The sequence below is a fragment of the Tenacibaculum aestuariivivum genome (assembly GCF_964507685.1).
Taxonomy (GTDB): Bacteria; Bacteroidota; Bacteroidia; order Flavobacteriales; family Flavobacteriaceae; genus Polaribacter; species Polaribacter aestuariivivum.
This window is the reverse complement of sequence record NZ_OZ208414.1, coordinates 2490496-2515000: the sequence shown is the minus strand read 5'-3', so window position 1 is coordinate 2515000 and position 24505 is coordinate 2490496. Positions and strand designations below refer to the sequence as shown.

Here is a 24505-nt window from a genome sequence, read left to right as displayed (position 1 = left end):
AAGGTTCCTCGCGTATCATCGAATTAAACCACATGCTCCACCGCTTGTGCGGGCCCCCGTCAATTCCTTTGAGTTTCAGTCTTGCGACCGTACTCCCCAGGTGGGATACTTATCACTTTCGCTTAGTCACTGAGAATTAACCCAACAACTAGTATCCATCGTTTACGGCGTGGACTACCAGGGTATCTAATCCTGTTCGCTCCCCACGCTTTCGTCCATGAGCGTCAGTATATACGTAGTAGACTGCCTTCGCAATCGGTATTCTAAGTAATATCTATGCATTTCACCGCTACACTACTTATTCTATCTACTTCCGTATAACTCAAGTCAACCAGTATCAAAGGCAGTTCCATCGTTGAGCGATGGGATTTCACCTCTGACTTAATCGACCGCCTGCGGACCCTTTAAACCCAATGATTCCGGATAACGCTCGGACCCTCCGTATTACCGCGGCTGCTGGCACGGAGTTAGCCGGTCCTTATTCTTACAGTACCGTCAAGGTGGTACACGTACCACGGTTTCTTCCTGTATAAAAGCAGTTTACAACCCATAGGGCAGTCATCCTGCACGCGGCATGGCTGGTTCAGAGTTGCCTCCATTGACCAATATTCCTCACTGCTGCCTCCCGTAGGAGTCTGGTCCGTGTCTCAGTACCAGTGTGGGGGATAATCCTCTCAGACCCCCTACCTATCGTTGCCATGGTAAGCCGTTACCTTACCATCTAGCTAATAGGACGCATAGTCATCTTGTACCCATAAATGTTTAATGCAAAAGAGATGCCTCTTCTACACATTATGGAGTGTTAATCTTCATTTCTAAAGGCTATCCTCCTGTACAAGGCAGATTCTATACGCGTTACGCACCCGTTCGCCGGTCGTCATCTGTGCAAGCACAATGTTACCCCTCGACTTGCATGTGTTAAGCCTGCCGCTAGCGTTCATCCTGAGCCAGGATCAAACTCTTCATTGTATATTTTAAATAATATGAATGAATAAGTTTCAAAAGAATTTAACTTAATTAAAAGCTATGGTTATTCTACTCTTATTTACGCTGTCAATTTCAATATTTTCAATGAACGTAACTTGTTAGTTACAGATAAATTCTTACACCTATCATTTTTTGTAGAAACGTTAGAATCGAACTAACTGATTTTTTAAAATCATTTCCAAATTTTCTTAATCGTTACGCTTTCTTAAAGCGGTTGCAAATATACATTCTTTAATTTGCTTTAAACAAGTTAAACTTAACTTATTTTTTACATTTTATTAATGTGATACTTAACGACATTTTAATGAACCTTGTTAACTTTTAAACTTGCGTTTTTCCGTTAGCGGTTGCAAATCTACGCCCTTTTATTGGAACTGCAAGCATGTTTTTTTATTTATTTTGAAAATGTTTTTTAATTAATTGTTTTTCAACATCTTAATTTAAATGTTTTTTTATTCTTTTTAATTATTTGAATTTAAAACAGCTGTTTTATTCAGTTTACAGCTCGTTTATTTTTTTTGAAATGTTTATTTACCATAGTTATTAGTATTATGTGATGCTGAAATAAATTCAGCATGACGAGAATCTTGTTTTTAAAAATCTTCTGAAAAACTCTAAATAATCAATATAATAAGGAATTATAATAGTTTTGTACAGATGCCTAGCCCCGATTGAAGCAATTGTTTGAGCTCTTTTTTGTTTTTTCTTTTCGAAAAAACAAAAAAAGCGAGTGCAGAAAGCGGGAAATTGCTTCTAATTATTCTTATTTTTTTACTTATTTTTTCTTGCTCGCTTCTTTCGAATCTTTACAAACAACTCTTTATAAGTAGTAACATCTATCGCTCCTCTTCCTTTTGAAACTATATTTTTATAAGGTTTCTTTAATTTTGGCACTTGATATTCTAATTTTTCATCAATAAATGCACGCTGTAAAATATCTTCTATTAAAAAATCTTCGTCTTCTTTTTCAGGTTGATATTCACTTTTTAATGATAACTTAAAAATATTGGCTGTTGTATTATACCAAAATGCTTTCCAACCACTTCGTAAATATTTAATATTATTAAACGCTGTTTTACCAGATTGACGATGAATTAACTTTAATAACAAACGCCCTTCAGTTCTTGTTAATTTTTTTAATGGCTTTGTTAATTCTTCTTGCAGGTATTTTTGCGTTTTTTTGATATACTTTCTTTTTTTTCTTTTTGATTTAATCTTAGACAAACGTAAAGCGACACTATCTATTTTCCTGGCTGCTAGAACAGCATACGGATACGCTTTAAAAACTTTTTTACGAAACCAATAATAATAATGAATATCTGATTTATCTTTAAATTTATGCTTAGGAAAAACTGCAACTTCATTTAAAGTTATCATTAAACTGTCTCCATTTTTTAATAAAAAATACTCTTCATTTAAATTGGGAAGTGTATCTTTTATTTGCCCTAATAAAATAGATGTTAATAATAGAATATATATGTATAAGAGTTTTTTCATTTTTACTATCAAAAAGAAGTTCAAAGATAAAGGTATTGGTTTCTCTTTTAAAACAAAAAACTCATGAAATATTTCATGAGTTTTTTATTCTTATTATTTATATAAATTTATTCAGCCATAATAGCTTCTGCTATTTGCTTATATGTTCCGTTTTCTAACTTTTCTCTAATTGCTGAAAATGCTACTATTGTATCATCAACATCTTTTTGCGTATGTCTTGCTGTTGGAATTAATCTTAAAATAATTAATCCTTTTGGAATTACAGGATACACAACTATTGAACAAAATACTGCGTGATTTTCACGTAAATCTTGAACCATTGCCATTGCCTCAGGAATTTCACCTTTTAAAAATACAGGAGTAATACATGTTTGCGTAGTTCCTAAATCGAAACCAGCATTACGTAAACCTGATTGTAATGAATTAGTTATTTTCCATAAGTTTTCTTTTAACTCAGGCATTGTACGCAACATATCTAATCGTTTTAATGCACCTTTTACCATTGGCATTGGTAACGATTTAGCAAACATTTGCGACCTCATATTATATTGTAAGTACTGAATTACATCTTTATCTCCTGCGAAAAAAGCTCCAATACCTGCCATAGATTTTGCAAACGTTGCAAAGTAAATATCTATACCGTCTTGTACACCTTGTTCAAAACCTGTTCCTTTACCTCCTTCTCCTAAAGTTCCGAAACCATGAGCATCATCAACTAATAAACGGAAATTATACTTTTCTTTTAAAGCAACAATTTCTTTTAATCTTCCTTGCTCGCCACGCATACCAAAAACTCCTTCAGAAATTAATAAAATTCCTCCACCAGTTTTTTCAGCCATTCTAACGGCTCTTTTTAAGTTTTTCTCACAACTTTCAATATCATTATGTCTGTATACAAAACGTTTTCCTGCATGTAAACGAACCCCATCTATAATACAAGCATGAGTATCCATGTCATAAACAATAATATCATCTTTAGTTACTAAAGCATCAATAGCAGAGACCATTCCTTGGTAACCAAAGTTTACTAAATAAGAAGCTTCTTTTTCAACAAATTCAGCACATTCTTGCTCTAATTGCTCATGATATTTAGTGTGCCCAGACATCATACGTGCTCCCATTGGGTATGCTAATCCATCAGTAGCTGCAGATTCACCATCCACTTTTAAAACCTCTGGATGATTTGCTAAACCTAAATAATCGTTAATACTCCAAGTAACTACTTCTTTTCCGTTAAAAGACATTCTATTAGAAATTGGTCCTTCTAATTTAGGAAAGACAAAATATCCTTCTGCTTTATCTGCCCATTTCCCTAAAGGCCCTTTATCTTCTTTAATTCTTTCAAATAAATCTTTAGTCATGTTACTTTTGTAATTTTATTAGGTGCAAAAATAACGATTTTTAAGAGATATTCAAAATTGTTAACTAGTTGATTATTTTTCAGAATATGATATAAATAGATTAGGACATAACTTACTTCTATTTTTATAATTTATCTAATGCTATTCGATAATCATATTGCAAATCTTCATGGAGTCCTGTTAATAATTTTTCTATCAACTTTACTTGAGTTGTTAATATACTTTGTAACCGTGGACTATTTTTTATTGAAGGTGTAAAATTCTTAAGTTTTACACAAAAATATATAAGTAACTCTACTTCTGTTTCTTTTTTCTTTGAAAAGCGAATATATTTTTTAGTTGTTGTTAATATTTTTCTGGCACTTTTTCTGATAAAAAAATAACTTTTAGTATTTATATTTTCAAACGAAATGTCGATTTCATTTTTTATACTTAATATATAACGTTCTTCATCATGAGATTCAAACAATAAATAAGTAAGTAATTCCTTGTTTTCTTTTTTGAATCGAGCTAATTTTAAACATAATTCTAATAATTGATTTGTATTTTGATGCTTTAACTCATCTTTTAACGCTTTAATTGTAGCTGTATCCATAATTTAATTTATAAATTAAATATAACTAAAAAACCTCACAGACATGACATCTATGAGGTTTTCAATTTATTTTTTATTGATTTACTGAATACTTGGAACGTTCACTATTTCATTAACATCCGCACCATAATCAACTCCATCAACTTTAAAACCAAATAATTTAAAGAATTCAGTACTGTATCCTTCTAAATCACCTATTTCAGTTAAATTTTCAGTCGTTGCATTTTTCCATAACTCAGCAATTTCAGCTTGTACGTCTTCACGCATTTCCCAATCGTCAATTCTAATTCTTCCTTTAGCATCTAAATCTAAATTGCCGCCAAATAAACGCTGACTATATAAACGTTGAATTTGCTCAATACATCCTTCATGAATTCCTTTTTCTTTCATTATTTTATATAATAATGAAATATATAACGGAATTACAGGAATAGCAGAACTTGCCTGTGTAACTAATGCTTTATTTACTGAAACATAAGCTTTACCTCCTATTGATTTTAAATCATTAGCAATTGTAAAAGCAGTTGCTTCTAAATCATCTTTAGCCGCTCCTATTGTTCCATTTCTATATACTGGTTTTGTTACCTCAGGACCAATATAAGAATATGCAACTGTGGTAGCTCCTTCTGATAATAAATTTTCAGCTTGTAAAGCATCTATCCACATTTTCCAATCTTCACCACCCATAACGGTTACCGTATTAGCAACATCTTCGCCTTCGGCAGGATTTATAGAAATTTCTGATACTTTTCCTGTGTGAAAATCTACTGTTTTATTAGTAAAAACTTCTCCTATTGGCTTTAAAACCGATTTAAAACGTTTTCCTGATACAGGGTGTTTTCTTACTGGTGATGCTAAACTATAAATAACTAAATCAATTTTCCCTAAATCTTCTTTAATTAAATTTACAACTTGCTCTTTTATTTCGTTTGAAAAAGCATCTCCGTTAATACTTTTTGCATATAATCCAGCTTTTATTGCTTCTTTTTCAAAAGCAGCTGTATTATAAAAACCTGGAGACCCTGGTTTACCAGCAGTAGCTGGTTTATCAAAAAAAACACCAATTGTTGCAGCATCTGAACCAAATGCGCTTGATATTCTTGATGCTAATCCAAAACCTGTTGAAGCTCCGATAACTAATACCTTTTTTGCTCCTTCAATTTTTCCTTTAGCTTGTACATATGCTATTTGATCTTTTACATTTTGCTCGCATCCTGTTGGGTGAGATGTTAAACAAATAAACCCTCTAGTTCTTGGTTCTATTATCATTGTTGTTTGTTTTAAAATTTTTAATTTCTAACTGACTATCTTTTACTCGTTGGCCAATCATCATTAAAATTCTTTTATTAATTTCAGTATTATTGTCTTTATAAAATTCAAATTCACCGACGGTAAATTGCCCTATAACTATACCTATAAACTGATTTTTTAATATGGTGTTTTTTTTTATAATTGTATTAATAGTCTTATTAAATTTTTCTTTTTCTACACTTAAGATATCCACTTTTTGTTTTTTACAAAAAAAGATAAAGAATTGTAAAATAAGATCGTGTTGTAATTTTAAAATTGGACGCACCGTTTTATTCTGAAAATTTTCCATCGGAATTACTGATGATAAATTTAAAACTGGGCGAATAGTAAGTTTTTTACTGTCCATCTAAAAAATTAACAACATTTTTTTCTATACGGCTTAATACATTTTCAGTATTTGCTTTTACAAATTTTTGTCCTGTAATTTGCTCATACAATTCAATATATCTATTTGATATTTCAATGATTTTTTTATCAGTCATTTCAGGTATTACCTGTCCTTCTTTACCTTGAAATCCATTTTCAATTAACCATTGACGTACAAATTCTTTTGATAATTGCTTTTGAGGCTCTCCTTTTTCTTGACGCTTTTCATAACCTTCTTTATAAAAATAACGTGAAGAATCTGGCGTGTGAATTTCATCAATTAAAACAATTTTACCCTCTTTAGTTTTACCAAATTCGTATTTAGTATCTACTAAAATTAAGCCACGAGAAGCTGCTATTTCTGTTCCTCTTTGAAATAAGGCTTTTGTGTAATTTTCCAAAACAATATAATCTTCTTCAGAAACTACATTTTTAGATAAAATTTCTTCACGAGTAATGTCTTCATCATGATCTCCATTTTCGGCTTTTGTTGAAGGTGTAATTATTGGCGTTGGAAACTTATCATTTTCCTTCATTCCTTCAGGCATTGTAGCACCACATAAAACTCTTTTACCAGCTTTATACTCACGTGCTGCATGACCAGACATATAACCACGGATAACCATTTCTACCTTAAAAGGCTCACATAAATACCCTACTGCTACGTTTTCATCAGGAGTTGCGTGCAACCAATTCGGAACAACATCAGCTGTTTCGTTCATCATTTTGGTTGCTATTTGATTTAAAATTTGACCTTTATAAGGAATTTGACGTGGTAAAACTACATCGAAAGCAGATAATCTATCAGAAGCTATCATTACTAATAACTCATCATCTATATTATAAACCTCTCTTACTTTACCTTTATAAACTGACTTTTGCTTTGGAAATTGAAAGTTAGTCTCGTTAATTGTATTCATGCTTTCTTTGTTGTATTGATCATTGCAAAAATATGTTTTTTATTCTTCTTTTTATTTGTTTCTAAAAAAGAATAAAACAACAAATTAAAACTTAAACTAAAAAAACTAAGTTCTAAATAAAAAGAAATATAACTTCTTTTTAAAATTGACAGCTTACATTAAACAACTATTCTGTTTCAATACTTTTGTAAGCTTTAATAATTTTTTTTATCAATCGATGACGTACTACATCTTTATCATCAAGATATACTTGTGCAATACCGCCAATATCTTTTAAAGCCAACAATGCTTCTTTTAATCCTGAAACCTGTTTACGAGGTAAATCAATTTGCCCAGGATCTCCTGTGATGATAAACTTCGCATTCTTTCCCATTCTTGTTAAAAACATTTTCATCTGATTATGGGTTGTATTCTGTGCTTCATCTAAAATAACAAACGCGTTATCTAAAGTACGCCCACGCATAAATGCTAACGGAGCAATTTGTATAATTCCTTTTTCAATATGTGATTCTAATTTTTCATGAGGAATCATATCACGCAAAGCATCATATAAAGGTTGCATATACGGATCTAGTTTTTCTTTTAAATCACCAGGCAAAAAACCTAAATTTTCGCCAGATTCAACAGCAGGACGTGTTAATATTATTTTACGTACTTCTTTATCTTTTAATGCTTTTACAGCTAATGCAACAGCTGTATAAGTTTTTCCTGTTCCTGCAGGACCTACCGCAAATAACATATCATTTTCACCCATCAAATCAACCATTTTACGTTGATTTGATGTTTGTGCTTTTATTAAATTACCATTAACTCCATGAACTAAAACGCCTTCTATCTTGCCCGATTTTCTAATTTCTTCTTCTTTTCCTGTAGATGTTAAAACCCGTTCAATACTATTTTCATCTAATTTATTATACTTATTAAAGTATTTAATTAGCATTTGTAACCGTTTTTCTAATTCGTCTAAAATCTCTGGCTCTCCATAAAGTTTTAGTTTATTTCCTCTAGCTACAATTTTTACTTTTGGAAAGTACTTTTTTAACTGAGTTATTGTACTATCCTGTGCCCCATAGAAATCATTTGGGTCTATTTCTGTTAATTCAATGATACGTTCGTTCAAATGATAAATGTTTTAAGATTATTCACTTTAAAAATAATGATTATTTTTATTGATTTATGTAATTTTGCTATGAATTTTAACTTATTTTTTTAACCTGACAATTAACACTTAATTAATATAATGCCTCTAATTACATTAACCACCGATTTTGGCACAAAAGATCACTTTGTAGGTACTGTGAAAGGAGCTATTTATAGTGAATTACCTAATGCTAGAATTGTAGATATAACACATCATATTACACCTTTTAACATTACTGAAACTGCTTATATTTTAAAAAACGCTTACAAAAGTTTTCCTGAGAAAACAATACATATTGTTGGTGTAGATTCTGAACTAAGCATAGATAATAAACATATAGCTATTGAATTAGATAATCATTATTTTATTTGTCCTGACAACGGTTTAATATCTATGATTACCTCTGATATAAAACCTACAAAAATTGTTGAGATAAATATTCATAATCATATTGAAACAAGTTTTCCGGTATTAGATGTTTTTGTACAAGTTGCATCACACATTGCTCGTGGAGGTAGTTTAAATGTTATTGGCAAAGAAATAGAAGTTTTTAAAAATAGTATTGAAATACAACCAAAAATAAACCAACTAAAAACCATTATTGTAGGTGGTATTATTTATATTGATAATTATGGTAATGTAATTACAAATATTCATGAAAAACTCTTTAACACTATAGCTAAAGGACGTAATTTTACTATTTCAGCCAAACGTTATACATTTAATAAAATTTACAATCGTTACAATGAAATTGTTAACTATAATATTCCTATAGAAAAAAGAAATTATGATGGAGAAAAACTAGCTATTTTTAACTCAGCAGGCTTTTTAGAAATTGCTATATATAGAAGTAATTTAAATACCGTAGGTGGTGCTTCAACATTACTAGGTTTAGGGTATAGAGATACTGTTTCTGTTGAATTTGAATCCATTAATTCTCCTGAATTTATAATATAAAATTAATTATATGTTTGTGAAAACTGTAAAAATAAACTTTGATTAAAAAAAAATATACGAAACCCTACTTGTAGCCGTTTACTAAAACTATACGGAGATAAAATAATTTAAGCTATAACTATTAAAAAAACGAATAGTATTTAGAAAACAATCAAAATTTTAATTTGTTAAAATTATTTGAATAAAAAAATATTGAAATACTCTCCTTTAATTTGGGAAGCAAATAAGTAATAAATGATACTCTTATTATAAATTATAGAACTTAAACAACAACTAATTACTGTAACATATATATGTATTCAATACTAAAAAAAGAAATTAACTCATTTTTCACTTCTCCTATAGCCTATTTAGTTATTGGAGTTTTTTTACTCATAAACGGTTTATTTTTATGGGTTTTTAAAGATAATTTAAATATTTTAAACGCTGGTTTTGCTGATTTAAATGCTTTTTTTTATTTAACTCCTTGGCTGTTTTTATTTTTAATACCAGCCATAACCATGAAAAGTTTTGCTGATGAATTTAATAGTGGAACCATAGAAATATTAAAAACAAAACCTTTAAGCGACTGGCAAATTGTTTTAGGTAAATTTTTAGCTTCATTACTTTTAGTATGTATTGCTTTAACTCCTACCCTTACATACGTTTATACAATATATAAGCTTGGTAATCCTATAGGAAATTTAGATATTGGTAGTACAATAGGCTCGTATTTAGGGTTACTTTTTTTAGCAGCAGCATATACAGCTATTGGTTTATTTAGCTCTACACTTTCTAAAAATCAAATTGTAGCTTTTATTTTGAGCATATGTATCACGTTTATTTTATTATACGGATTTGAAGCCCTTAGCAACTCATTAAATACTATAACTTACCCAATACAAAAAATTGGGATTAATGAACATTTTAAAAGTATTAGTCGGGGTGTTGTAGATACTCGTGATGTTATTTACTTTATCAGTGTTACTTTTTTCTTTTTATTCATCACTAAACAACAATTAAAAAATGAATAAGAAACTACAACATATTGCTATTGCCTTCTTTACATTATTCTTTATCAACTACCTATTTAACAGTGTTTATAAACGTTTCGATTTAACACAAAATAAACGCTATACTATTTCTCAAACTAGTATTAGTCTAATAAATAAAATTGAAAAAAATATTTTTATAAACATTTATTTAGAAGGTGATTTTCCGGCTGAATTTAAGCGTTTACAAACTGAAACACGTCAGTTTTTAGAAGAGCTAAAAGCCATAAATACTCACATTCAATTCCGGTTTATCAATCCAGCAACAATTCGTGAACGTTTGATAAAAAAAGGAATGATGCCTAGCCAATTAACTGTTGAAGAGGATGGTAAGTTATCTGAAGCTATTATTTTTCCTTGGGCTGAAATTAGTATTGACAAAAAAACAACATTAGTTTCTTTACTACCTAACTCTTTAGCCAAAACCCAAGAAAGTCAATTGCAAAATGCTATTGAAAAACTTGAATATTCATTTGCTGATGCAATTAATAGAATTACAAAAAAAGAGAAACAAAAAATAGCCGTAATTTCTGGTAATGGAGAACTTGACGATATATATTTATACAGCTTATTAAGTGAGGTTGGTAAAAAACATCATTTAGCAAAATTTACGTTAGACAGTGTTTCTAAAAATCCGCAGAAAACAATTAGCGATTTAACTAAATATGATTTAGCAATTATAGCAAAACCAACAGAACGTTTTACTGAACAAGAAAAATTTACCCTTGATCAATTTATTACCAACGGAGGTAAAAGCTTATGGATGGTTGATACCAATTATGCCGATACTGATAGCTTATATAATGAAGGTAAAATGTTGGCTTTTCCGCGTGATTTAAATATAACCGACTTATTGTTTAGTTATCAAATTCGTATTAATAATAAATTAATTCAAGATTTGTATTCTGCTAAAATTCCATTAGCAACTGGTAACTTAGCTAATCAGGCACAGTTTAAGCACTTAAATTGGTTTTACCATCCGTTAGTGAATGGAAACTCAAACCATTCAATTACCAAAAGTATTGCTCCTGTTCGTTTTCGTTTTACCACACAAATAGACACGTTAAAAGGAACCATAAAAAAAACACCTTTATTAGTAACATCAGTACTAACAAAAAAAATAGGAACTCCTAATTTTATTGAATTACAAAGTATTGCGAAACAACCTAAAGAAAGCCAATACAATAGCGGACCACAACTTTTAGCAGTATTATTAGAAGGAAAATTCAATTCTGCATATAAAAACAGAACAAAACCTTTTAAAACACCTTTATTTAAACCCGAGAGTACTACTAATAAAATGGTAGTAATTGCTGATGGTGATATTGCTAAAAATCAAATTTTAAAAGGAAAGCCTCATGATTTATCTTTAGATAAATGGACAGGGGAACAATTTGGTAATAAAGATTTTCTAATAAACACCATTGATTATTTATTAGATGATACCGGATTAATTAATTTACGCAACAAAACAATTACTATTAATTTACTAGACAAACAAAAAGCATATTCTCAAAAACGCTTTTGGCAATTTATAAACATTGGAGTTCCTTTACTTTTACTAGGGTTGTTTGGGTTTATTTTTAATTATTTAAGAAAAAAGAAATATGCTAAATAGTTTATTAACTTTTTAGCATATTTTTACAAGACAAAAAGGTCTATGCACCATTAAAAGTATCTATTTAAGACTATTTTTATTTTTGTTACCTAGTGTCAAAAAATAAAAACTTAGTTTACTATTAAATTATCGTGTATAAAGCTATAATTTAAACGTTTTTGAAGCTTAAGTGAGTTAATTTTTTTATATACCAAAGGTAAAGAATCATCAAAAATTGGTGATTCTTTTTGCATTGTTTTTCGTGCATTTATATAATATTCTTGGCGTGTCGGATGATGATTTGAACAGGCATTAAAAACTTCACCAAAAACGTTTTGCTTTATTATTTGGTAAATAATATTAATACAATCATCTTGATGTATCATGTTTACAAAACCTTTTGGATGTGGAATTTTTCTATCTTTAAACCAATTACCAGGCTTTCGTTCATAGCCAAATAAACCTGCAAAACGAATTATTGTTGTTTCAAAATTTTTATTATTTTTAAAAATTGTTTCTATTTTTACTAAAGGGCTATTTAAGGTGGTTTCATTTTCATCCATCATTTTATTTAAACTCGGGTATACTGATGTTGAGCTTATAAAAATAACTTTTTTAATGGTTGATTTTTCTATTGCTGTTACTATTTTTTTAAAACCTTCAATATTTTTAGAAGTAATAGCTATAATTAAAATTTCTGATGCTAAAAATTCGTGAGTAGATTTATAATTAAAATCATCGTCTATATTAATTAAAAAAGAATTAATTCCTTCTTTCTTTAAAATAGCTAACTTTGATATAGATGTTGTTGATCCTTTTAAATTAAATCCTTTATTCTTTAAATATAATGCTAATGGTTTTCCTAACCACCCACATCCTAAAATACTAACATTGATTATCACAACAATTATCTTCTTTAACTAATTTACATGAAACTACAGCCAATAAAGCGCCTAAAATAGGTGCTAATATATACAGCCATAAATGTTCTAAATGACCAGATATTAAAGCTGGTGCAATAGAACGTGCTGGATTCATTGATGCTTTTGTTATAGGGCCTGCAAACATAGCTTCTAGCAAAACTACACCACCTATAGCAATACCCGCCATGATTCCTACTTCTTTACTTCCTGATGAAACATTAATAATAGTTAACATTAAAAAAAACGATAATAATAACTCTAAAATAAATGCACGCCATGGTGCAACTGATGGTATAGTAGCTCCATAATATTCACTTTCAGGAAACAATACCCACAACATGCAACTTGCTAATAACGCTCCTATTAATTGTGCTATAATATACTTTGGAACCTCTTTCCATGAAAATTTTTTAGCATAAGCAAAGGCTATTGTTACAGCCGGATTAAAATGAGCTCCTGATATTTCTCCAAAAGAATATATCATTGCCATTACAATTAAACCCCAAGTTACAGCAACACCTGTGTGGGTTAAATCTGCTGCTCCTGTTATTTCACTTACTGTCATTGCTCCTGTGCCACAAAATATTAAGGCAAAAGTTCCTATTAATTCTGAAAGGTATTTTTTTTTCATTCTGCAAATATGACTAAAAATTTGATATTTATTTTAAGTTTTCATTAACATTTAACGATATAATTACTTGTAATTTTAGCATCAATCATTAAACAAATCAATTATCATGAAAAAAATAATGTTAACTTTATTTGTAGCCATCATAACTTCAACTACAAATGCACAACTAAAAACTCCTGCCCCTAGCCCTGCTGGTAAATTAGAGCAAGCTGTTGGTTTAACAGATGTAACTATTGAATATTGCAGACCTGCCACCAGAGGTAGGGTTATTTTTGGTGACTTGGTACCTTTCAATACCTTGTGGAGAACAGGCGCTAATGCAAATACTAAAGTTACATTTACTGATTCTGTTACCATTGATGGTAAAGTTTTAAAAAAAGGAACATATGCTGTTTATACAAAACCTGGTAAAAATTCGTGGGAGGTAATTTTTTATACAGATACAAATAATTGGGGAACACCTAAAAAATGGGACGATACTAAAGTTGCTTTAACCACAAAAGCTAAAGTAGAATCAATGCCTATGAAAATAGAATCTTTTACTTTTTCTATTGATGATATTACTAATAACTCAGCCGTTTTAGGTATGTTATGGGAAAACACCTATGTTGGTGTTAAATTTAATACCCCTACAGACAAAGGCGTAGAGGCTAGTATTAATAAGGTAATGAATGGCCCTACTGCTAACGACTATTTTAACGCAGCTAAATATTATTTAACTGAAAATAAAGATATTAACAAAGCTAAAACATGGATTAATAAAGCCGTTTCAATGACTAAAGATAAACCTCGTTTTTGGTATTTACGTCAACAAGCTTTAATTTTAGCAAAAGCTGGTGATAAAAAAGGGTCTATTAAAGCGGCAAAAGCTTCTTTAAAAGCTGCTGAAAAAGCTAAAAATGCTGATTATATTAAAATGAATAAAGAGTTTTTAGCTAAAATGTAAAAAAATATTCTTTTCAAAATTTATTAAAACTCGCAATTTATATTGTGAGTTTTTTTGTTTTCTGATGATATATTAATTTAAAAAAATTACAAAATATTAATTGTTAGTAATAAGCCTAGCCCCGATTGAAGCATTTGTTTAAGCTCTTTTTTATTTTTCTTTTTTTAAAAATAAAAAAAGCGAGTGCGGAAAGCGGGAAATTGCTTCTGAAAAAATTAAAAATCTGTTTTCTTCTTTTAAAACTTTATAAGACTTCTTCAAAAAACAAATGTTAATTTTGCAAAATGAAAAAATCAATAGCCATTATTGGTGGCGGTGCATCGGCGCTGTTTACAGCATCTTTTTTAGATACTTCTAAATTTGATGTTACTATTTATGAGAAAAAAAAATCAGTAGGCAGAAAGTTTCTTGTTGCTGGTGATGGTGGGTTTAATGTGAGCCATGGAGAAGCTACCGATTTAATTATTTCAAGATACACACCTTCTTCTTTTTTGAAAAATGCTTTATTAAATTTTTCAAATGATGATTTAAGAAAATGGCTTCTTAGTATCGGAATTCCAACATTTATTGGAAGTAGTAATCGTATATATCCTGAAAAAGGAATTAAACCTATTAGTGTTTTATCGAAAATTAAACAATTTAATATTGATAAAGGTATTCAGTTTTCACACAATTACGAATGGAAAGGGTGGAACGATAAAAATGAATTAATTTTTAATGATTCAACTATTATAAAAGCAGATTACACCATTTTTTCGATGGGTGGCTCTAGTTGGAAAATTACAGGTTCTGATGGCACTTGGAGTACCCATTTTTCAAATAAAAACATAAAAATTCTACCTTTTTTACCAGCAAACTGTGCGTATCAAATAAACTGGAAATTTGATTTTATTTTAAAAAATGAGGGGAGGCCTTTAAAAAACATAGCTCTTTCTTGCTTAAATAAAACTCAAAAAGGAGAACTGGTAATCACAAAATTTGGTTTAGAAGGAAATGCTATTTACGCCTTAAGCCCTGAAATACAATCACTACTTTCTGAAAATAAAAAAGCAACTGTTTATTTAGATTTAAAACCAATGTTTACTTTTGATGACATCTTAAAAAAAATAACATCTTCTAATTATAGAACTACAGATATTCTTAAAAGAACTTTAAAATTAAGTTTGCCTCAAATTGAGTTATTAAAATCTATTTTAACAAAAGAAAAATATATAAATAAAGAAATTCTTGCTAAAAAAATAAAGGCTTTACCACTTGTTATAGAAAATTCTGCACCATTAAATGAAGCAATTTCTACAACAGGCGGAATAGCCTTAACTGAGCTTAACGAAAACTTTGAGCTTAATAAACTAAAAAATACTTTTTGTATTGGCGAAATGCTTGATTGGAATGCTCCTACTGGAGGTTATTTATTGCAAGCCTGTTTTAGTATGGGTGTTTTTGTTGCTAAATATTTAAATAAAAAATAGTTATTTTAATTATTATAAACTTGCTCTCATTTGTATCATTAAACTTTTAAATCCTGATTTTTCATAAGCTTTTACAGCGCCATTATTATTTGCATACACCTCTAAACGAGATTCAAATATGTTTTTACTTTTAGCCCAAGTATGTAAAGCTTCAATAACTAATTTGTTAATTCTTTTTCCTCTATGAGAAGGTGCTACAAACATAAATCCTAAATAAACAAAGGTGTCATGTTTAAGGTATGGCTTTGCTTTTTCAATTCTAGCATAACCTGAACCTACTATTATTTGATTATTGATTGCTGAATTTTCATTTATATCAACCGCTACAATTACCTCTACATCATTAGCTAAAATCATTTCTTTAATATCATAATATGATATTCTATCTTCTTTTAATGTACAATCATAAGGACGTTCGAAATTAATAATACCTTGTTCAAATTCTAGAAGAATCGGTAAATCTTCTAAAGTGGCTTTTCTTGTTGTAATCATTTATTTATTTTTATTAAAAAATGGTTGTATTAAAGAAGCTAATAAAATAACTAATCCACAACCTAAAGCGTTTAACCATAAATAAGGTAATAAATCAAGCTTCCAAACTGCTATAATAATTATTTGTGTAATAATTGCTCCGATAAAAACGGCATTCGATTTTACAAATTTAAAGAAAAAAGCCAATAAGAATATACCTAATACGTTTCCGTAAAAAATTGAACCGATAATATTTACTAACTGAATTAAATTATCAAATAAATTAGCCACACAAGCTACTGAAATAGCTAAAATACCCCAACCTAAGGTAAACCATTTTGTCATTTTAACATAATGAGCATCGTCATATTCTTTGCTGGCATTTCGTTTATATAAATCAATTGTAGTAGTTGATGCCAATGCATTTAATTCTGATGCTGTTGATGACATTGCTGCCGATAAAATTACAGCCAATAGTAAACCTATTAATCCTTTTGGTAAATTATGTAATATAAAATGAATAAATACATAATCTTTATCGTTGGTTTCTACCTGTGTATCCGCTTTTGAAATAACTTCTTTTGCTTGTTTTTTTATCGATTTATCTTGTTCGTTTAGTTCTTGTAATTGTTTTTTATTTTCAATTGTTAAACCATCAAAAATTAAGGCTTTTTTTTGATTTTCAATCAGAATGTGTTTTGTTTTTAAACTTTGATATTCTTCGGCATATTTTGAGTTTACAACAGCTTCGTTTGCCTTCGGATTAAAATTTAAAGGTGATGTATTAAATTGGTAAAAAACAAAAACCATTACACCAACCAATAAGATAAAAAACTGCATGGGTACTTTTAAAAGTCCGTTAAATATTAAACCTAACTGACTTTCACGAAGTGATTTTCCGGATAAATAACGTTGTACTTGACTTTGATCCGTTCCAAAATACGAAAGCATCAAAAAAGTTCCTCCTAAAACACCTGTCCACACAGTGTATCTATTATTTAAATCCCAAGAAAAATCTATTACTTTCATTTTATTCGAAGCCCCAGCAATTTCTAAGGCTTTTGTAAATGTAATTCCGTCAGGCAAATAATCTAATATCAAATAAAAAGCAATAAACATACCTGTAAATATTACTGCCATTTGTTGTTTTTGAGTAACACTTACTGCCTTTGTACCTCCTGATACGGTGTAAATAATCACTAAAAAACCGATGATTATATTTAGCGTAACCAAATTCCAACCTAATACTGCGGATAAAATAATAGCGGGTGCAAAAATGGTAATTCCTGCTGCTAAACCTCTTTGAATTAAAAATAAAATAGCGGTTAAAGTTCTTGTTTTTTTATCAAAACGATCTTCTAAATATTCGTAAGCTGTATATACTTTTAAGCGATGATAGATAGGAATAAATACTAAACAGATTATAACCATAGCAATTGGCAATCCGAAGTAAAACTGTACAAACCCCATTCCGCTATGAAAAGCTTGCCCTGGTGTAGATAAAAAAGTAATAGCACTTGCCTGGGTTGCCATTACTGATAAACCAATTGTCCACCACTTACTGTCACTTCCTCCTTTAATATACTCAAGGGCATTTCTATTACCTCTTGTTTTCCAAACACCATAAAAAACAATAGATAATAATGTTAACAATAATACAATCCAATCTATAACCTGCATATGCTACTTAGTATATATATTAGTTATAATATAAAATAATACTATATAAATTATATTAGCTAATAAAACTACACTGTACTCTTTTTTCCAAGTATATTTATCTGAATTCATTTATGGGGCTGGTTTTTCAAAAAAAGAATCGTTTAATTTTTTTTCACTTAATAGTGGTAATACAAATTCGATTACTTTTTTTGTAGGTACCGTTGGGTTTCCTTCGCTATCGTTTTGATACCAAGTTAAAGATTTAGGCAATAAAAAGCCGTTAACTTTTTCCCAATCATTATACTGAATAAGTTTAATTTTATCCGAAGATTTTTTATTAAAAGAAGTAACAGTGTAGCCTAACCAACTCATTTTTTTAGTGATTGCATCATAATACATATAATAATTATCATCAGATGAAGAGCCTACATTTGATTTATATGATATTTTAATCCCTGGATATTTTTTTCCTTCAAACTCTAATGGAGCAGTTTCTGAATAAATTATTCCATCATCTGCCAATACATAAGGCATCGCATAGAAATAAAAATAAAGGTTATAATAAAATTTAGCATCTTTTTTGAAAGCTGTTGTATCTGAAACCCAAATATTTTGACCATCATACCCTAATGAATAATCGGTAGAATTTATAACCGTTTTTCTTGAATGCAAATCCGTAGTATGCTCTTCTTTATTTAATCCAAAAGATAAAGTATTCATTTTTTGCCAATTATCAATACCACCATGTGCATTAAAAACAGCACCTAAAGCATCAGGATATTTTGATATTGCTTTTTTATTTTCTGTAATATTATTTTTCGCCTTATTTTTAGCTTCCTTTTTACAAGCAAAAAAAACTGTGCTTATTGCTATTAGTAATAGTATTTTTTTCATTTTTTGATTATTATTTATTTGCTTAAAATACAGTCGAATATTTGCAGTAAACTTACATAACATATTTTTAATTACCATAAAATAAAAAAGCATCTTATAAAAGATGCTTTTCATTATAAAAAAATACACTTCTTATATTTTTGCTTGATACGTATACAATTCAAAATATCTTCCTTTTTTAGCTATTAATTGATCATGTGTACCACGTTCAACAATAACCCCTGCTTCTATCACTAAAATTTGATCCGCTTGTTTAATCGTACTTAATCTGTGAGCAATTACTATTGTTGTTCTGTCTTTTATTAATTCTGATAAACTTTTTTGAATCAATGCTTCGCTTTCGGTATCTAAACTAGAAGTTGCTTCATCTAAAATAATAATTTTCGGATTTGCTAAAATAGCCCGAGCAATTGCCAAACGTTGACGCTGACCTCCTGAAAGTTTTACACCTCTTTCTCCGATTAATGTATTTAATCCATCTTCAAACCTATCTGTAAATTCATTTACGTAAGCTGCTTTTACAGCATTTTGTAATTCTTCTTCTGAAGCATTTGGTCTTGGAAATAAAATATTATCTCTAATAGTTCCTTCAAATAAAAATTCTTCTTGTAAAACAACACCTAAGTTTTTTCGGTAGCTACTTAATTTTACTTTTGATAAATCTTGATTGTCAATCGTTATTTTTCCTGATATAGGATTTAAAAAAGTAGCTGACAAACCTGCAATTGTAGATTTTCCCGACCCCGAACTTCCAACCAATGACGTTACCGTTCCTGATGGCACTTGAAAACTGATATCTTTTAAAACTTCTTTTCCTGCTTCGTAAGAAAAAGAAACATTATCAAAAACTAATTCTCCTTTAATATCTTCTAATTGAATAACACGATTTTCATCGTCTTCTTCGGCTTCCATATTCATTAATTCTTCGGTTCTGTCTAAACCCGCTAAAGCTTCTGTTAATTGACTTCCGATATTACTCATTTGTACAATGGGAGCAACCATAAAACCAAGTAAAAGTGTAAATGATAAAAAATCACCAACAGTTAATTCACCTGTCATAATTTTATAACCACCAATACCCATAATTCCTGTAGAAGCAATACCTAATAAAAAAGTTGATGAACTTGTCATAATAGCTGTAGCTGTTAATCCTTTTTTTACATTTTCGAATAAAAGCGCCACACCTTTTTCAAAAGATTCATTTTCTTGTTGTTCTGCATTAAAGGCTTTTATTACTCTAACCCCTCCTAATGTTTCGGTTAATCGTCCTTTTACTTCGGCATTAATTACACGTCTTTTCTTAAATATTGGTCGTATATATTTAAATGCTTTTAAAGCTACAAAACCAAATACAGCTACAGGAATCAATACAAATATTGTCATCGACAAACTTATTCTGATTAACAAAATCATCGAAATTACGGCAGTTATAGTTCCTCCTACTAATTGTACCAATCCTGTTCCTATTAAATTACGAACTCCTTCTACATCGCTCATAATTCGAGAAACTAAGGCACCTGATTTAGTATTATCAAAAAAACTGATTGGTAAAGACAGTACTTTCTTTTGAACTTTTACTCGTAATTCTGATATTAAATATTGTGCTTGTACACTTAAAATTCGAGTTAATAAAAAGGATGTAACTGATTGTACTAAAATAGCAATTCCGACAATCAACAGCAATTCGTATAATTGATTATAATCTTTATTAGGAATAACATCGTCTAACAATTCCTTACTTTTCCAAGGTAAAACTAAACTTGCCAATCGGCTTAAAACAATTAATATTAAACCTATAAATACTAAATTTCGTTTTGGCCAAATAATAGTTTTAAAAGCGGTAGCCATTGTAACCTTTTTTTTCTTTTTAAGGTTTTTTTTTGAAGATATTTTATGTTGATGTTGCATATTGTTTTTTGAAGATATAAATAGCATTGTCAAATTACATGCCATCGAATAATACTATGACATAATAACAAAACCTTCTAAAACCTCAACTTATTATTTAAAATAACTTGAAATTCTAGAAGGTTAAAAATATATTTTTTATATGAATTTTATTTAAGCTTAATAAATTGCAGCTTATCTAAAACAATCATGACACAATAGGTAACATCTACTTCATGCCATCTTACGCCGCCAAAATTTGCACGACCTCCATTCGCATGATGATTATTATGATAGCCTTCTCCCATCATTAAAAAATCAAAAGGAAATAAGTTTTTAGAGGTATCGCTTACCTTAAAATTCACATAACCGTAAATATGAGCAAACCAATTAATAATAACTCCGTGTATTGGTGCCATCAAAAAAGCAACAGGCAAGAATAACCATTGCCACCAAGCAGTTGCAAAAAAAGCAAAAAATGCGATATATAAAATTCCCCAAGTTATTCTTGATACTTTAGAACTTGCAAAATCATCAAAACTTTTCCATTGTGGTACATTTTTGGTGAATTTAGGTTCAACTTCAATTCTTTGATTATTTATATCTTGATACACGTTTTTAGTACGCCACATCATTTTAAATAAATTGCTATCGTATTTAGGTGAATGTGGATCTTTCTCTGTATCAGCATACGCATGATGCATTCTGTGCATAACTCCATAACCATACGCACTTAAATAATTAGAACCCTGAAAAACCCAAGTAAGTACAAAACATACTTTTTCGGCAAACTTAGACATTGTAAATGTTTGATGCGCTGCATATCTATGTAAAAAGAATGTTTGAAAAAACAATCCTGAATACCATAAAAAAATAATAAAAACTACTATTGTCATTCTTGATAATTTAGTTTACAAAGAACTAAATTTTATAGCACAAAAAAAATGAACCTAAGTTAAGTAATTCGTTTTCTAATACGGCTCAATGCTTGGGCTGTAACCCCTATATAAGATGCAATATACTTTAGTGGTATTTCTTTAATTAGCTTAGGTCGTTCATCAAATAATTTAAGGTAACGTTCTTCTGCAGTTTCATTTAATAAAGACTGTTCTCTTTTTGATTTTATTAAATATAAACGTTCTGATGATAACCTACCTAAAGCATTTCCTATACTGGTTTTTTTATATACTTCTTGTAAATCATTATATGACATACTCCACATTACTACATCGGTCAGTGTTTCTAATTCATACAATGTTGGTAATTGTGTTAAAAAAGAATCATAAGCACTTACAAATTCATTACTAAAACAAAAACCAAACGTAATTTCCTTTTCAGTATCTTCTTTTGGTATAAAAAATCGAATAATTCCTTTATCTATAAAAGATATATAATTTTCTATTTCACCTACTTTTAAAATTTTTGTGCGTTTTTTTACTTTTCTAAGTTTTAGCTTTGATCTAAAAAAATTCCAATCACTATCATCAATCATTAATGATTTTTCTAAATAAGTTCTAATATTTGCAATACTCATGGTTAACTACATTATATTAAGTAAAAGTAATAAAGGTTAAAGTAATTATATATTTTTTTGCAAGATACAACACCATGCTCTAGATAATCAAACTTTTAATACTACTGCATAAGGCTAATTTTTATAAGCATAAAAAAACACCATAAACTTACATTTATGGTGCCTGATTTAAAAATTATTGCGGTATTATTTAAAAATCAACTAAAAATTAATACAATTATTATATTAACTATTCATTTAAAAGGTTGAAAAAAACCTCTTCTTTTAATGTTCTATAAGTATTAATATGTTTTGAAAATAAAGACCTTGCTTTTTCATGTTTATTTAAATAAAATAAATCACAAGCAACGTCATCACACTCATTTAGTTTTTCTGTATCATTTCTTGTTTTGTGAAGATTGATTAAAAGTTCTGAATTTTTTTTCATCATTAATAACAAATCATCTCTTAACACTTTATTTTTAATTAAATTGGATGCTATTTTAGCTAATCTATCACATTCATCTGCTATATAATTTACATGAGAAATCCACATATCTAATTCTCTAAAGCTTCTACTCTGTATAATTTGTGTTTCAGCATCATAATCGACATAAATATTTGATTCCATCTTATTATTTTTTTATTTCTTGTTTAACTTTTAAAATTTTTAAAAATTTTATTCCTATAGGAAATTCCCATTGAATAATATCACCTATTGCATAGCCTATTACTGCGGCGCCCATAGGCATAAGAATTGATATTTTTTTGTTAGCTATATTACTATTTGATGGTACTACTAACTGAAAAGTATTTACCCAACTACCGTCTTCTGAGCTTACAGTTACTAAAGAATTTAGCCTAACCACATCATTATACATTTGTTCTTCTTCAAGAAAAATTGCCTCTTTTAACTCTGATCGTAATTTTAAAATATGGCTTTTTGTTGTAGTATCCTTTTGTTTCTCTTCAATATTTAAAAGCTGTTTAAGAATTTTAAATTCATTTTTTTCAATGACTAACTTTTCATATTTCATTATAATACTATTTATGGAAAAATTCCACGTTGAATGTAAGCTGTTTCAATACGTTCTATTGCTAATACATAAGCGGCAGATCTCATGTCTAACTTTCTTCTTTCGCACATATTTACAACTCTATTAAAAACTTCCTTCATTTTTTTATCAAGTCTTGCCATAATTTCATCAAGCTCCCATAACTCTCCATTTCTGTTTTGTAGCCATTCAAAATAACTTCCAATAACTCCGCCTGAATTACATAATATATCTGGAATAATTTCTACTCCTCTTTCTAATAGCAACTTTTCTGCTTCAACAGTTGTTGGTCCATTAGCTCCTTCGGCTATTAAAAATGCTTTTATTTTTGATTGATTTTCTTTTGTTATTTGATTACCTAAAGCTGCAGGTATACATATATCACAATCTAAAGCAAAAAAATCTTCTTTTTTAATAACATCAGTTTTTGAAAAACCTACAATACTTCCTTTATTAAATTCAGCATATTCATATAAATCTTCTACTTTAATGCCCTGCATATTAGTTATAGCTCCGAAGGCATCTTGAACACCAACCATTATTGCACCTTCTTTTTCTAAAAAATGAGCTGCCCAAAAACCAACATTTCCAAAACCTTGAACAATAAATTTTTTATCTTTAAGGCTTACACTTTTTTGAGCTGCCCAAAATTTTATATTTAAAAATACTCCATAACCAGTAGCTCTATCTCTACCTTCTAAACCTCCAGACCCTATAGGTTTACCTGTAACAACATGTTGGTTTCTTGACCTTTCTGCAGGTGCTTTTGTAGACATATAAGTATCTGCAATCCAAGCCATTGTTTGAGCATTTGTATTTACATCTGGAGCAGGAATATCATGTTCTGGCCCTATATTATCTCCCAAAGCAAAAGTAAAACGTCTTGTTATACGCTCTAGCTCTGATTGTGAGTATTTTTTTGGATCCATTTGAATACCTCCTTTAGCCCCTCCGTAAGGTAAACCTGCTAATGAGGTTTTCCAAGTCATCCACATTGCTAATGCCTTTACGGCATCAATATCTATGGTTGGATGATATCGTAATCCTCCTTTATAAGGTCCAAGAGCATTATTATGTTGTACTCGGTATCCCTTAAAAATTTCAACATCTCCATTATCCATACGAACTGGAAAATGAATAATTAACTCGTTATTTGTTATTCCTAATATTTTTTTAATATTTGGATTTAAATTTACCAAATCAGATGCCGTATTAAATTGCTTCATTACGTTTTGTAACATTCCTTGCTTTGGCTCTTTTTCTTCTTTTAATTTTGATGTTAACGTCATTT

General features: G+C 29.4%; 23 protein-coding genes and 1 rRNA gene (1 of these 24 cut by a window edge). 5 read left to right on the top strand and 19 right to left on the bottom strand.

The window, feature by feature from the left end; genetic code table 11:
• From ACN5J4_RS11300 to ACN5J4_RS11265, 8 genes are all read right to left on the bottom strand, one after another.
• A 16S ribosomal RNA gene (locus ACN5J4_RS11300) occupies window positions 1-969 on the bottom strand (it extends 549 nt beyond the left edge of the window).
• A gap of 789 nt (window positions 970-1758) precedes the next feature.
• Window positions 1759-2484: a DUF4294 domain-containing protein gene (locus tag ACN5J4_RS11295; protein ID WP_418650090.1), complete on the bottom strand. Its 726-nt coding sequence runs from the start codon at window positions 2482-2484 to the stop codon at window positions 1759-1761.
• Window positions 2485-2591: 107 nt separating this feature from the next.
• On the bottom strand, window positions 2592-3845 hold the full coding sequence (locus tag ACN5J4_RS11290) for an aminotransferase class I/II-fold pyridoxal phosphate-dependent enzyme (RefSeq protein WP_418650089.1): 1254 nt from the start codon (window positions 3843-3845) through the stop codon (window positions 2592-2594).
• A gap of 124 nt (window positions 3846-3969) precedes the next feature.
• The gene (locus tag ACN5J4_RS11285; protein ID WP_418650088.1) at window positions 3970-4440 is read right to left on the bottom strand and encodes a hypothetical protein; all 471 of its coding nucleotides are present in this window, start codon (window positions 4438-4440) and stop codon (window positions 3970-3972) included.
• A gap of 81 nt (window positions 4441-4521) precedes the next feature.
• Window positions 4522-5709 carry an enoyl-ACP reductase FabV gene (gene fabV, locus ACN5J4_RS11280; protein WP_418650087.1) on the bottom strand — a complete coding sequence of 396 codons (1188 nt, stop codon included), beginning with the start codon at window positions 5707-5709 and terminating at the stop codon, window positions 4522-4524.
• Window positions 5687-6097, bottom strand: a complete 411-nt coding sequence (locus ACN5J4_RS11275) for a glyoxalase (protein WP_418650086.1) — start codon at window positions 6095-6097, stop codon at window positions 5687-5689. The genes fabV and ACN5J4_RS11275 overlap by 23 nt, the downstream gene beginning before the upstream one ends.
• On the bottom strand, window positions 6087-7037 hold the full coding sequence (locus tag ACN5J4_RS11270; protein WP_418650085.1) for a phosphoribosylaminoimidazolesuccinocarboxamide synthase: 951 nt from the start codon (window positions 7035-7037) through the stop codon (window positions 6087-6089). The genes ACN5J4_RS11275 and ACN5J4_RS11270 overlap by 11 nt, the downstream gene beginning before the upstream one ends.
• A gap of 166 nt (window positions 7038-7203) precedes the next feature.
• Window positions 7204-8157: a PhoH family protein gene (locus ACN5J4_RS11265; protein ID WP_418650084.1), complete on the bottom strand. Its 954-nt coding sequence runs from the start codon at window positions 8155-8157 to the stop codon at window positions 7204-7206.
• A gap of 120 nt (window positions 8158-8277) precedes the next feature.
• On the opposite strand from ACN5J4_RS11265, the gene ACN5J4_RS11260 reads away from it, so the two are divergent.
• From ACN5J4_RS11260 to gldG, 3 genes are all read left to right on the top strand, one after another.
• On the top strand, window positions 8278-9135 hold the full coding sequence (locus ACN5J4_RS11260; protein ID WP_418650083.1) for an SAM hydrolase/SAM-dependent halogenase family protein: 858 nt from the start codon (window positions 8278-8280) through the stop codon (window positions 9133-9135).
• A 293-nt stretch (window positions 9136-9428) separates the two neighbouring features.
• The gene (gene gldF, locus ACN5J4_RS11255) at window positions 9429-10148 is read left to right on the top strand and encodes a gliding motility-associated ABC transporter permease subunit GldF (RefSeq protein ID WP_418650082.1); all 720 of its coding nucleotides are present in this window, start codon (window positions 9429-9431) and stop codon (window positions 10146-10148) included.
• A complete protein-coding gene (gldG, locus tag ACN5J4_RS11250) occupies window positions 10141-11784 on the top strand; it encodes a gliding motility-associated ABC transporter substrate-binding protein GldG (protein WP_418650081.1) in 1644 nt (547 codons plus the stop codon). Before gldF ends, gldG begins: the two co-directional genes overlap by 8 nt.
• 110 nt (window positions 11785-11894) lie before the next feature.
• Here gldG and ACN5J4_RS11245 read toward each other — a convergent pair whose 3' ends face one another.
• On the bottom strand, window positions 11895-12665 hold the full coding sequence (locus ACN5J4_RS11245) for an NAD-dependent epimerase/dehydratase family protein (RefSeq protein WP_418650080.1): 771 nt from the start codon (window positions 12663-12665) through the stop codon (window positions 11895-11897).
• Complete coding sequence (locus ACN5J4_RS11240) at window positions 12649-13317, bottom strand: MIP/aquaporin family protein (RefSeq protein ID WP_418650079.1); 669 nt, start codon at window positions 13315-13317, stop codon at window positions 12649-12651. The genes ACN5J4_RS11245 and ACN5J4_RS11240 overlap by 17 nt, the downstream gene beginning before the upstream one ends.
• 106 nt (window positions 13318-13423) lie before the next feature.
• Between ACN5J4_RS11240 and ACN5J4_RS11235 the strand changes: the two genes are divergently transcribed.
• Both ACN5J4_RS11235 and ACN5J4_RS11230 read left to right on the top strand, forming a co-directional pair.
• A complete protein-coding gene (locus ACN5J4_RS11235) occupies window positions 13424-14263 on the top strand; it encodes a DUF2911 domain-containing protein (protein WP_418650078.1) in 840 nt (279 codons plus the stop codon).
• Between the two features lie 284 nt (window positions 14264-14547).
• Entirely contained in the window at window positions 14548-15732 is a 1185-nt protein-coding gene (locus ACN5J4_RS11230; RefSeq protein WP_418650077.1) for an NAD(P)/FAD-dependent oxidoreductase, read from the top strand.
• A gap of 12 nt (window positions 15733-15744) precedes the next feature.
• Here ACN5J4_RS11230 and ACN5J4_RS11225 read toward each other — a convergent pair whose 3' ends face one another.
• The 9 genes from ACN5J4_RS11225 to ACN5J4_RS11185 all read right to left on the bottom strand — a co-directional run bounded on the left by ACN5J4_RS11225 (window position 15745) and on the right by ACN5J4_RS11185 (window position 24503).
• A complete protein-coding gene (locus ACN5J4_RS11225; protein WP_418650076.1) occupies window positions 15745-16224 on the bottom strand; it encodes a GNAT family N-acetyltransferase in 480 nt (159 codons plus the stop codon).
• Complete coding sequence (locus ACN5J4_RS11220; protein WP_418650075.1) at window positions 16225-17883, bottom strand: sodium:solute symporter; 1659 nt, start codon at window positions 17881-17883, stop codon at window positions 16225-16227. It abuts the gene before it with no gap.
• A gap of 111 nt (window positions 17884-17994) precedes the next feature.
• Window positions 17995-18759, bottom strand: a complete 765-nt coding sequence (locus ACN5J4_RS11215) for a hypothetical protein (RefSeq protein ID WP_418650074.1) — start codon at window positions 18757-18759, stop codon at window positions 17995-17997.
• Between the two features lie 132 nt (window positions 18760-18891).
• Window positions 18892-20667, bottom strand: coding sequence for an ABC transporter ATP-binding protein (locus ACN5J4_RS11210; RefSeq protein WP_418650073.1), 1776 nt, complete (start codon window positions 20665-20667; stop codon window positions 18892-18894).
• A gap of 149 nt (window positions 20668-20816) precedes the next feature.
• On the bottom strand, window positions 20817-21542 hold the full coding sequence (locus tag ACN5J4_RS11205; RefSeq protein WP_418650072.1) for an acyl-CoA desaturase: 726 nt from the start codon (window positions 21540-21542) through the stop codon (window positions 20817-20819).
• A gap of 59 nt (window positions 21543-21601) precedes the next feature.
• Window positions 21602-22174 (bottom strand): Crp/Fnr family transcriptional regulator, encoded by a 573-nt coding sequence (locus tag ACN5J4_RS11200; RefSeq protein ID WP_418651169.1) that lies wholly within the window; start codon window positions 22172-22174, stop codon window positions 21602-21604.
• Between the two features lie 235 nt (window positions 22175-22409).
• Window positions 22410-22790, bottom strand: coding sequence for a hypothetical protein (locus ACN5J4_RS11195; RefSeq protein WP_418650071.1), 381 nt, complete (start codon window positions 22788-22790; stop codon window positions 22410-22412).
• Between the two features lie 4 nt (window positions 22791-22794).
• Window positions 22795-23196 (bottom strand): GreA/GreB family elongation factor, encoded by a 402-nt coding sequence (locus tag ACN5J4_RS11190; RefSeq protein WP_418650070.1) that lies wholly within the window; start codon window positions 23194-23196, stop codon window positions 22795-22797.
• An 11-nt stretch (window positions 23197-23207) separates the two neighbouring features.
• Window positions 23208-24503: a Glu/Leu/Phe/Val family dehydrogenase gene (locus tag ACN5J4_RS11185; RefSeq protein ID WP_418650069.1), complete on the bottom strand. Its 1296-nt coding sequence runs from the start codon at window positions 24501-24503 to the stop codon at window positions 23208-23210.
• Window positions 24504-24505 lie beyond the last annotated feature (2 nt).

Excerpts from the sequence above, each read along its gene's own strand:
- ACN5J4_RS11195 (WP_418650071.1), bottom strand. The coding sequence starts at position 22,790 with ATGGAATCAAATATTTATGTCGATTATGATGCTGAAACACAAATTATA.
- ACN5J4_RS11235 (WP_418650078.1), top strand. The coding sequence starts at position 13,424 with ATGAAAAAAATAATGTTAACTTTATTTGTAGCCATCATAACTTCAACT.
- ACN5J4_RS11220 (WP_418650075.1), bottom strand. The coding sequence starts at position 17,883 with ATGCAGGTTATAGATTGGATTGTATTATTGTTAACATTATTATCTATT.
- ACN5J4_RS11290 (WP_418650089.1), bottom strand. The coding sequence starts at position 3,845 with ATGACTAAAGATTTATTTGAAAGAATTAAAGAAGATAAAGGGCCTTTA.
- ACN5J4_RS11270 (WP_418650085.1), bottom strand. The coding sequence starts at position 7,037 with ATGAATACAATTAACGAGACTAACTTTCAATTTCCAAAGCAAAAGTCA.
- ACN5J4_RS11215 (WP_418650074.1), bottom strand. The coding sequence starts at position 18,759 with ATGAAAAAAATACTATTACTAATAGCAATAAGCACAGTTTTTTTTGCT.
- ACN5J4_RS11185 (WP_418650069.1), bottom strand. The coding sequence starts at position 24,503 with ATGACGTTAACATCAAAATTAAAAGAAGAAAAAGAGCCAAAGCAAGGA.
- ACN5J4_RS11275 (WP_418650086.1), bottom strand. The coding sequence starts at position 6,097 with ATGGACAGTAAAAAACTTACTATTCGCCCAGTTTTAAATTTATCATCA.
- ACN5J4_RS11205 (WP_418650072.1), bottom strand. The coding sequence starts at position 21,542 with ATGACAATAGTAGTTTTTATTATTTTTTTATGGTATTCAGGATTGTTT.
- ACN5J4_RS11260 (WP_418650083.1), top strand. The coding sequence starts at position 8,278 with ATGCCTCTAATTACATTAACCACCGATTTTGGCACAAAAGATCACTTT.
- ACN5J4_RS11190 (WP_418650070.1), bottom strand. The coding sequence starts at position 23,196 with ATGAAATATGAAAAGTTAGTCATTGAAAAAAATGAATTTAAAATTCTT.
- ACN5J4_RS11285 (WP_418650088.1), bottom strand. The coding sequence starts at position 4,440 with ATGGATACAGCTACAATTAAAGCGTTAAAAGATGAGTTAAAGCATCAA.
- ACN5J4_RS11230 (WP_418650077.1), top strand. The coding sequence starts at position 14,548 with ATGAAAAAATCAATAGCCATTATTGGTGGCGGTGCATCGGCGCTGTTT.
- gldG (WP_418650081.1), top strand. The coding sequence starts at position 10,141 with ATGAATAAGAAACTACAACATATTGCTATTGCCTTCTTTACATTATTC.
- gldF (WP_418650082.1), top strand. The coding sequence starts at position 9,429 with ATGTATTCAATACTAAAAAAAGAAATTAACTCATTTTTCACTTCTCCT.
- fabV (WP_418650087.1), bottom strand. The coding sequence starts at position 5,709 with ATGATAATAGAACCAAGAACTAGAGGGTTTATTTGTTTAACATCTCAC.
- ACN5J4_RS11210 (WP_418650073.1), bottom strand. The coding sequence starts at position 20,667 with ATGCAACATCAACATAAAATATCTTCAAAAAAAAACCTTAAAAAGAAA.
- ACN5J4_RS11295 (WP_418650090.1), bottom strand. The coding sequence starts at position 2,484 with ATGAAAAAACTCTTATACATATATATTCTATTATTAACATCTATTTTA.
- ACN5J4_RS11240 (WP_418650079.1), bottom strand. The coding sequence starts at position 13,317 with ATGAAAAAAAAATACCTTTCAGAATTAATAGGAACTTTTGCCTTAATA.
- ACN5J4_RS11225 (WP_418650076.1), bottom strand. The coding sequence starts at position 16,224 with ATGATTACAACAAGAAAAGCCACTTTAGAAGATTTACCGATTCTTCTA.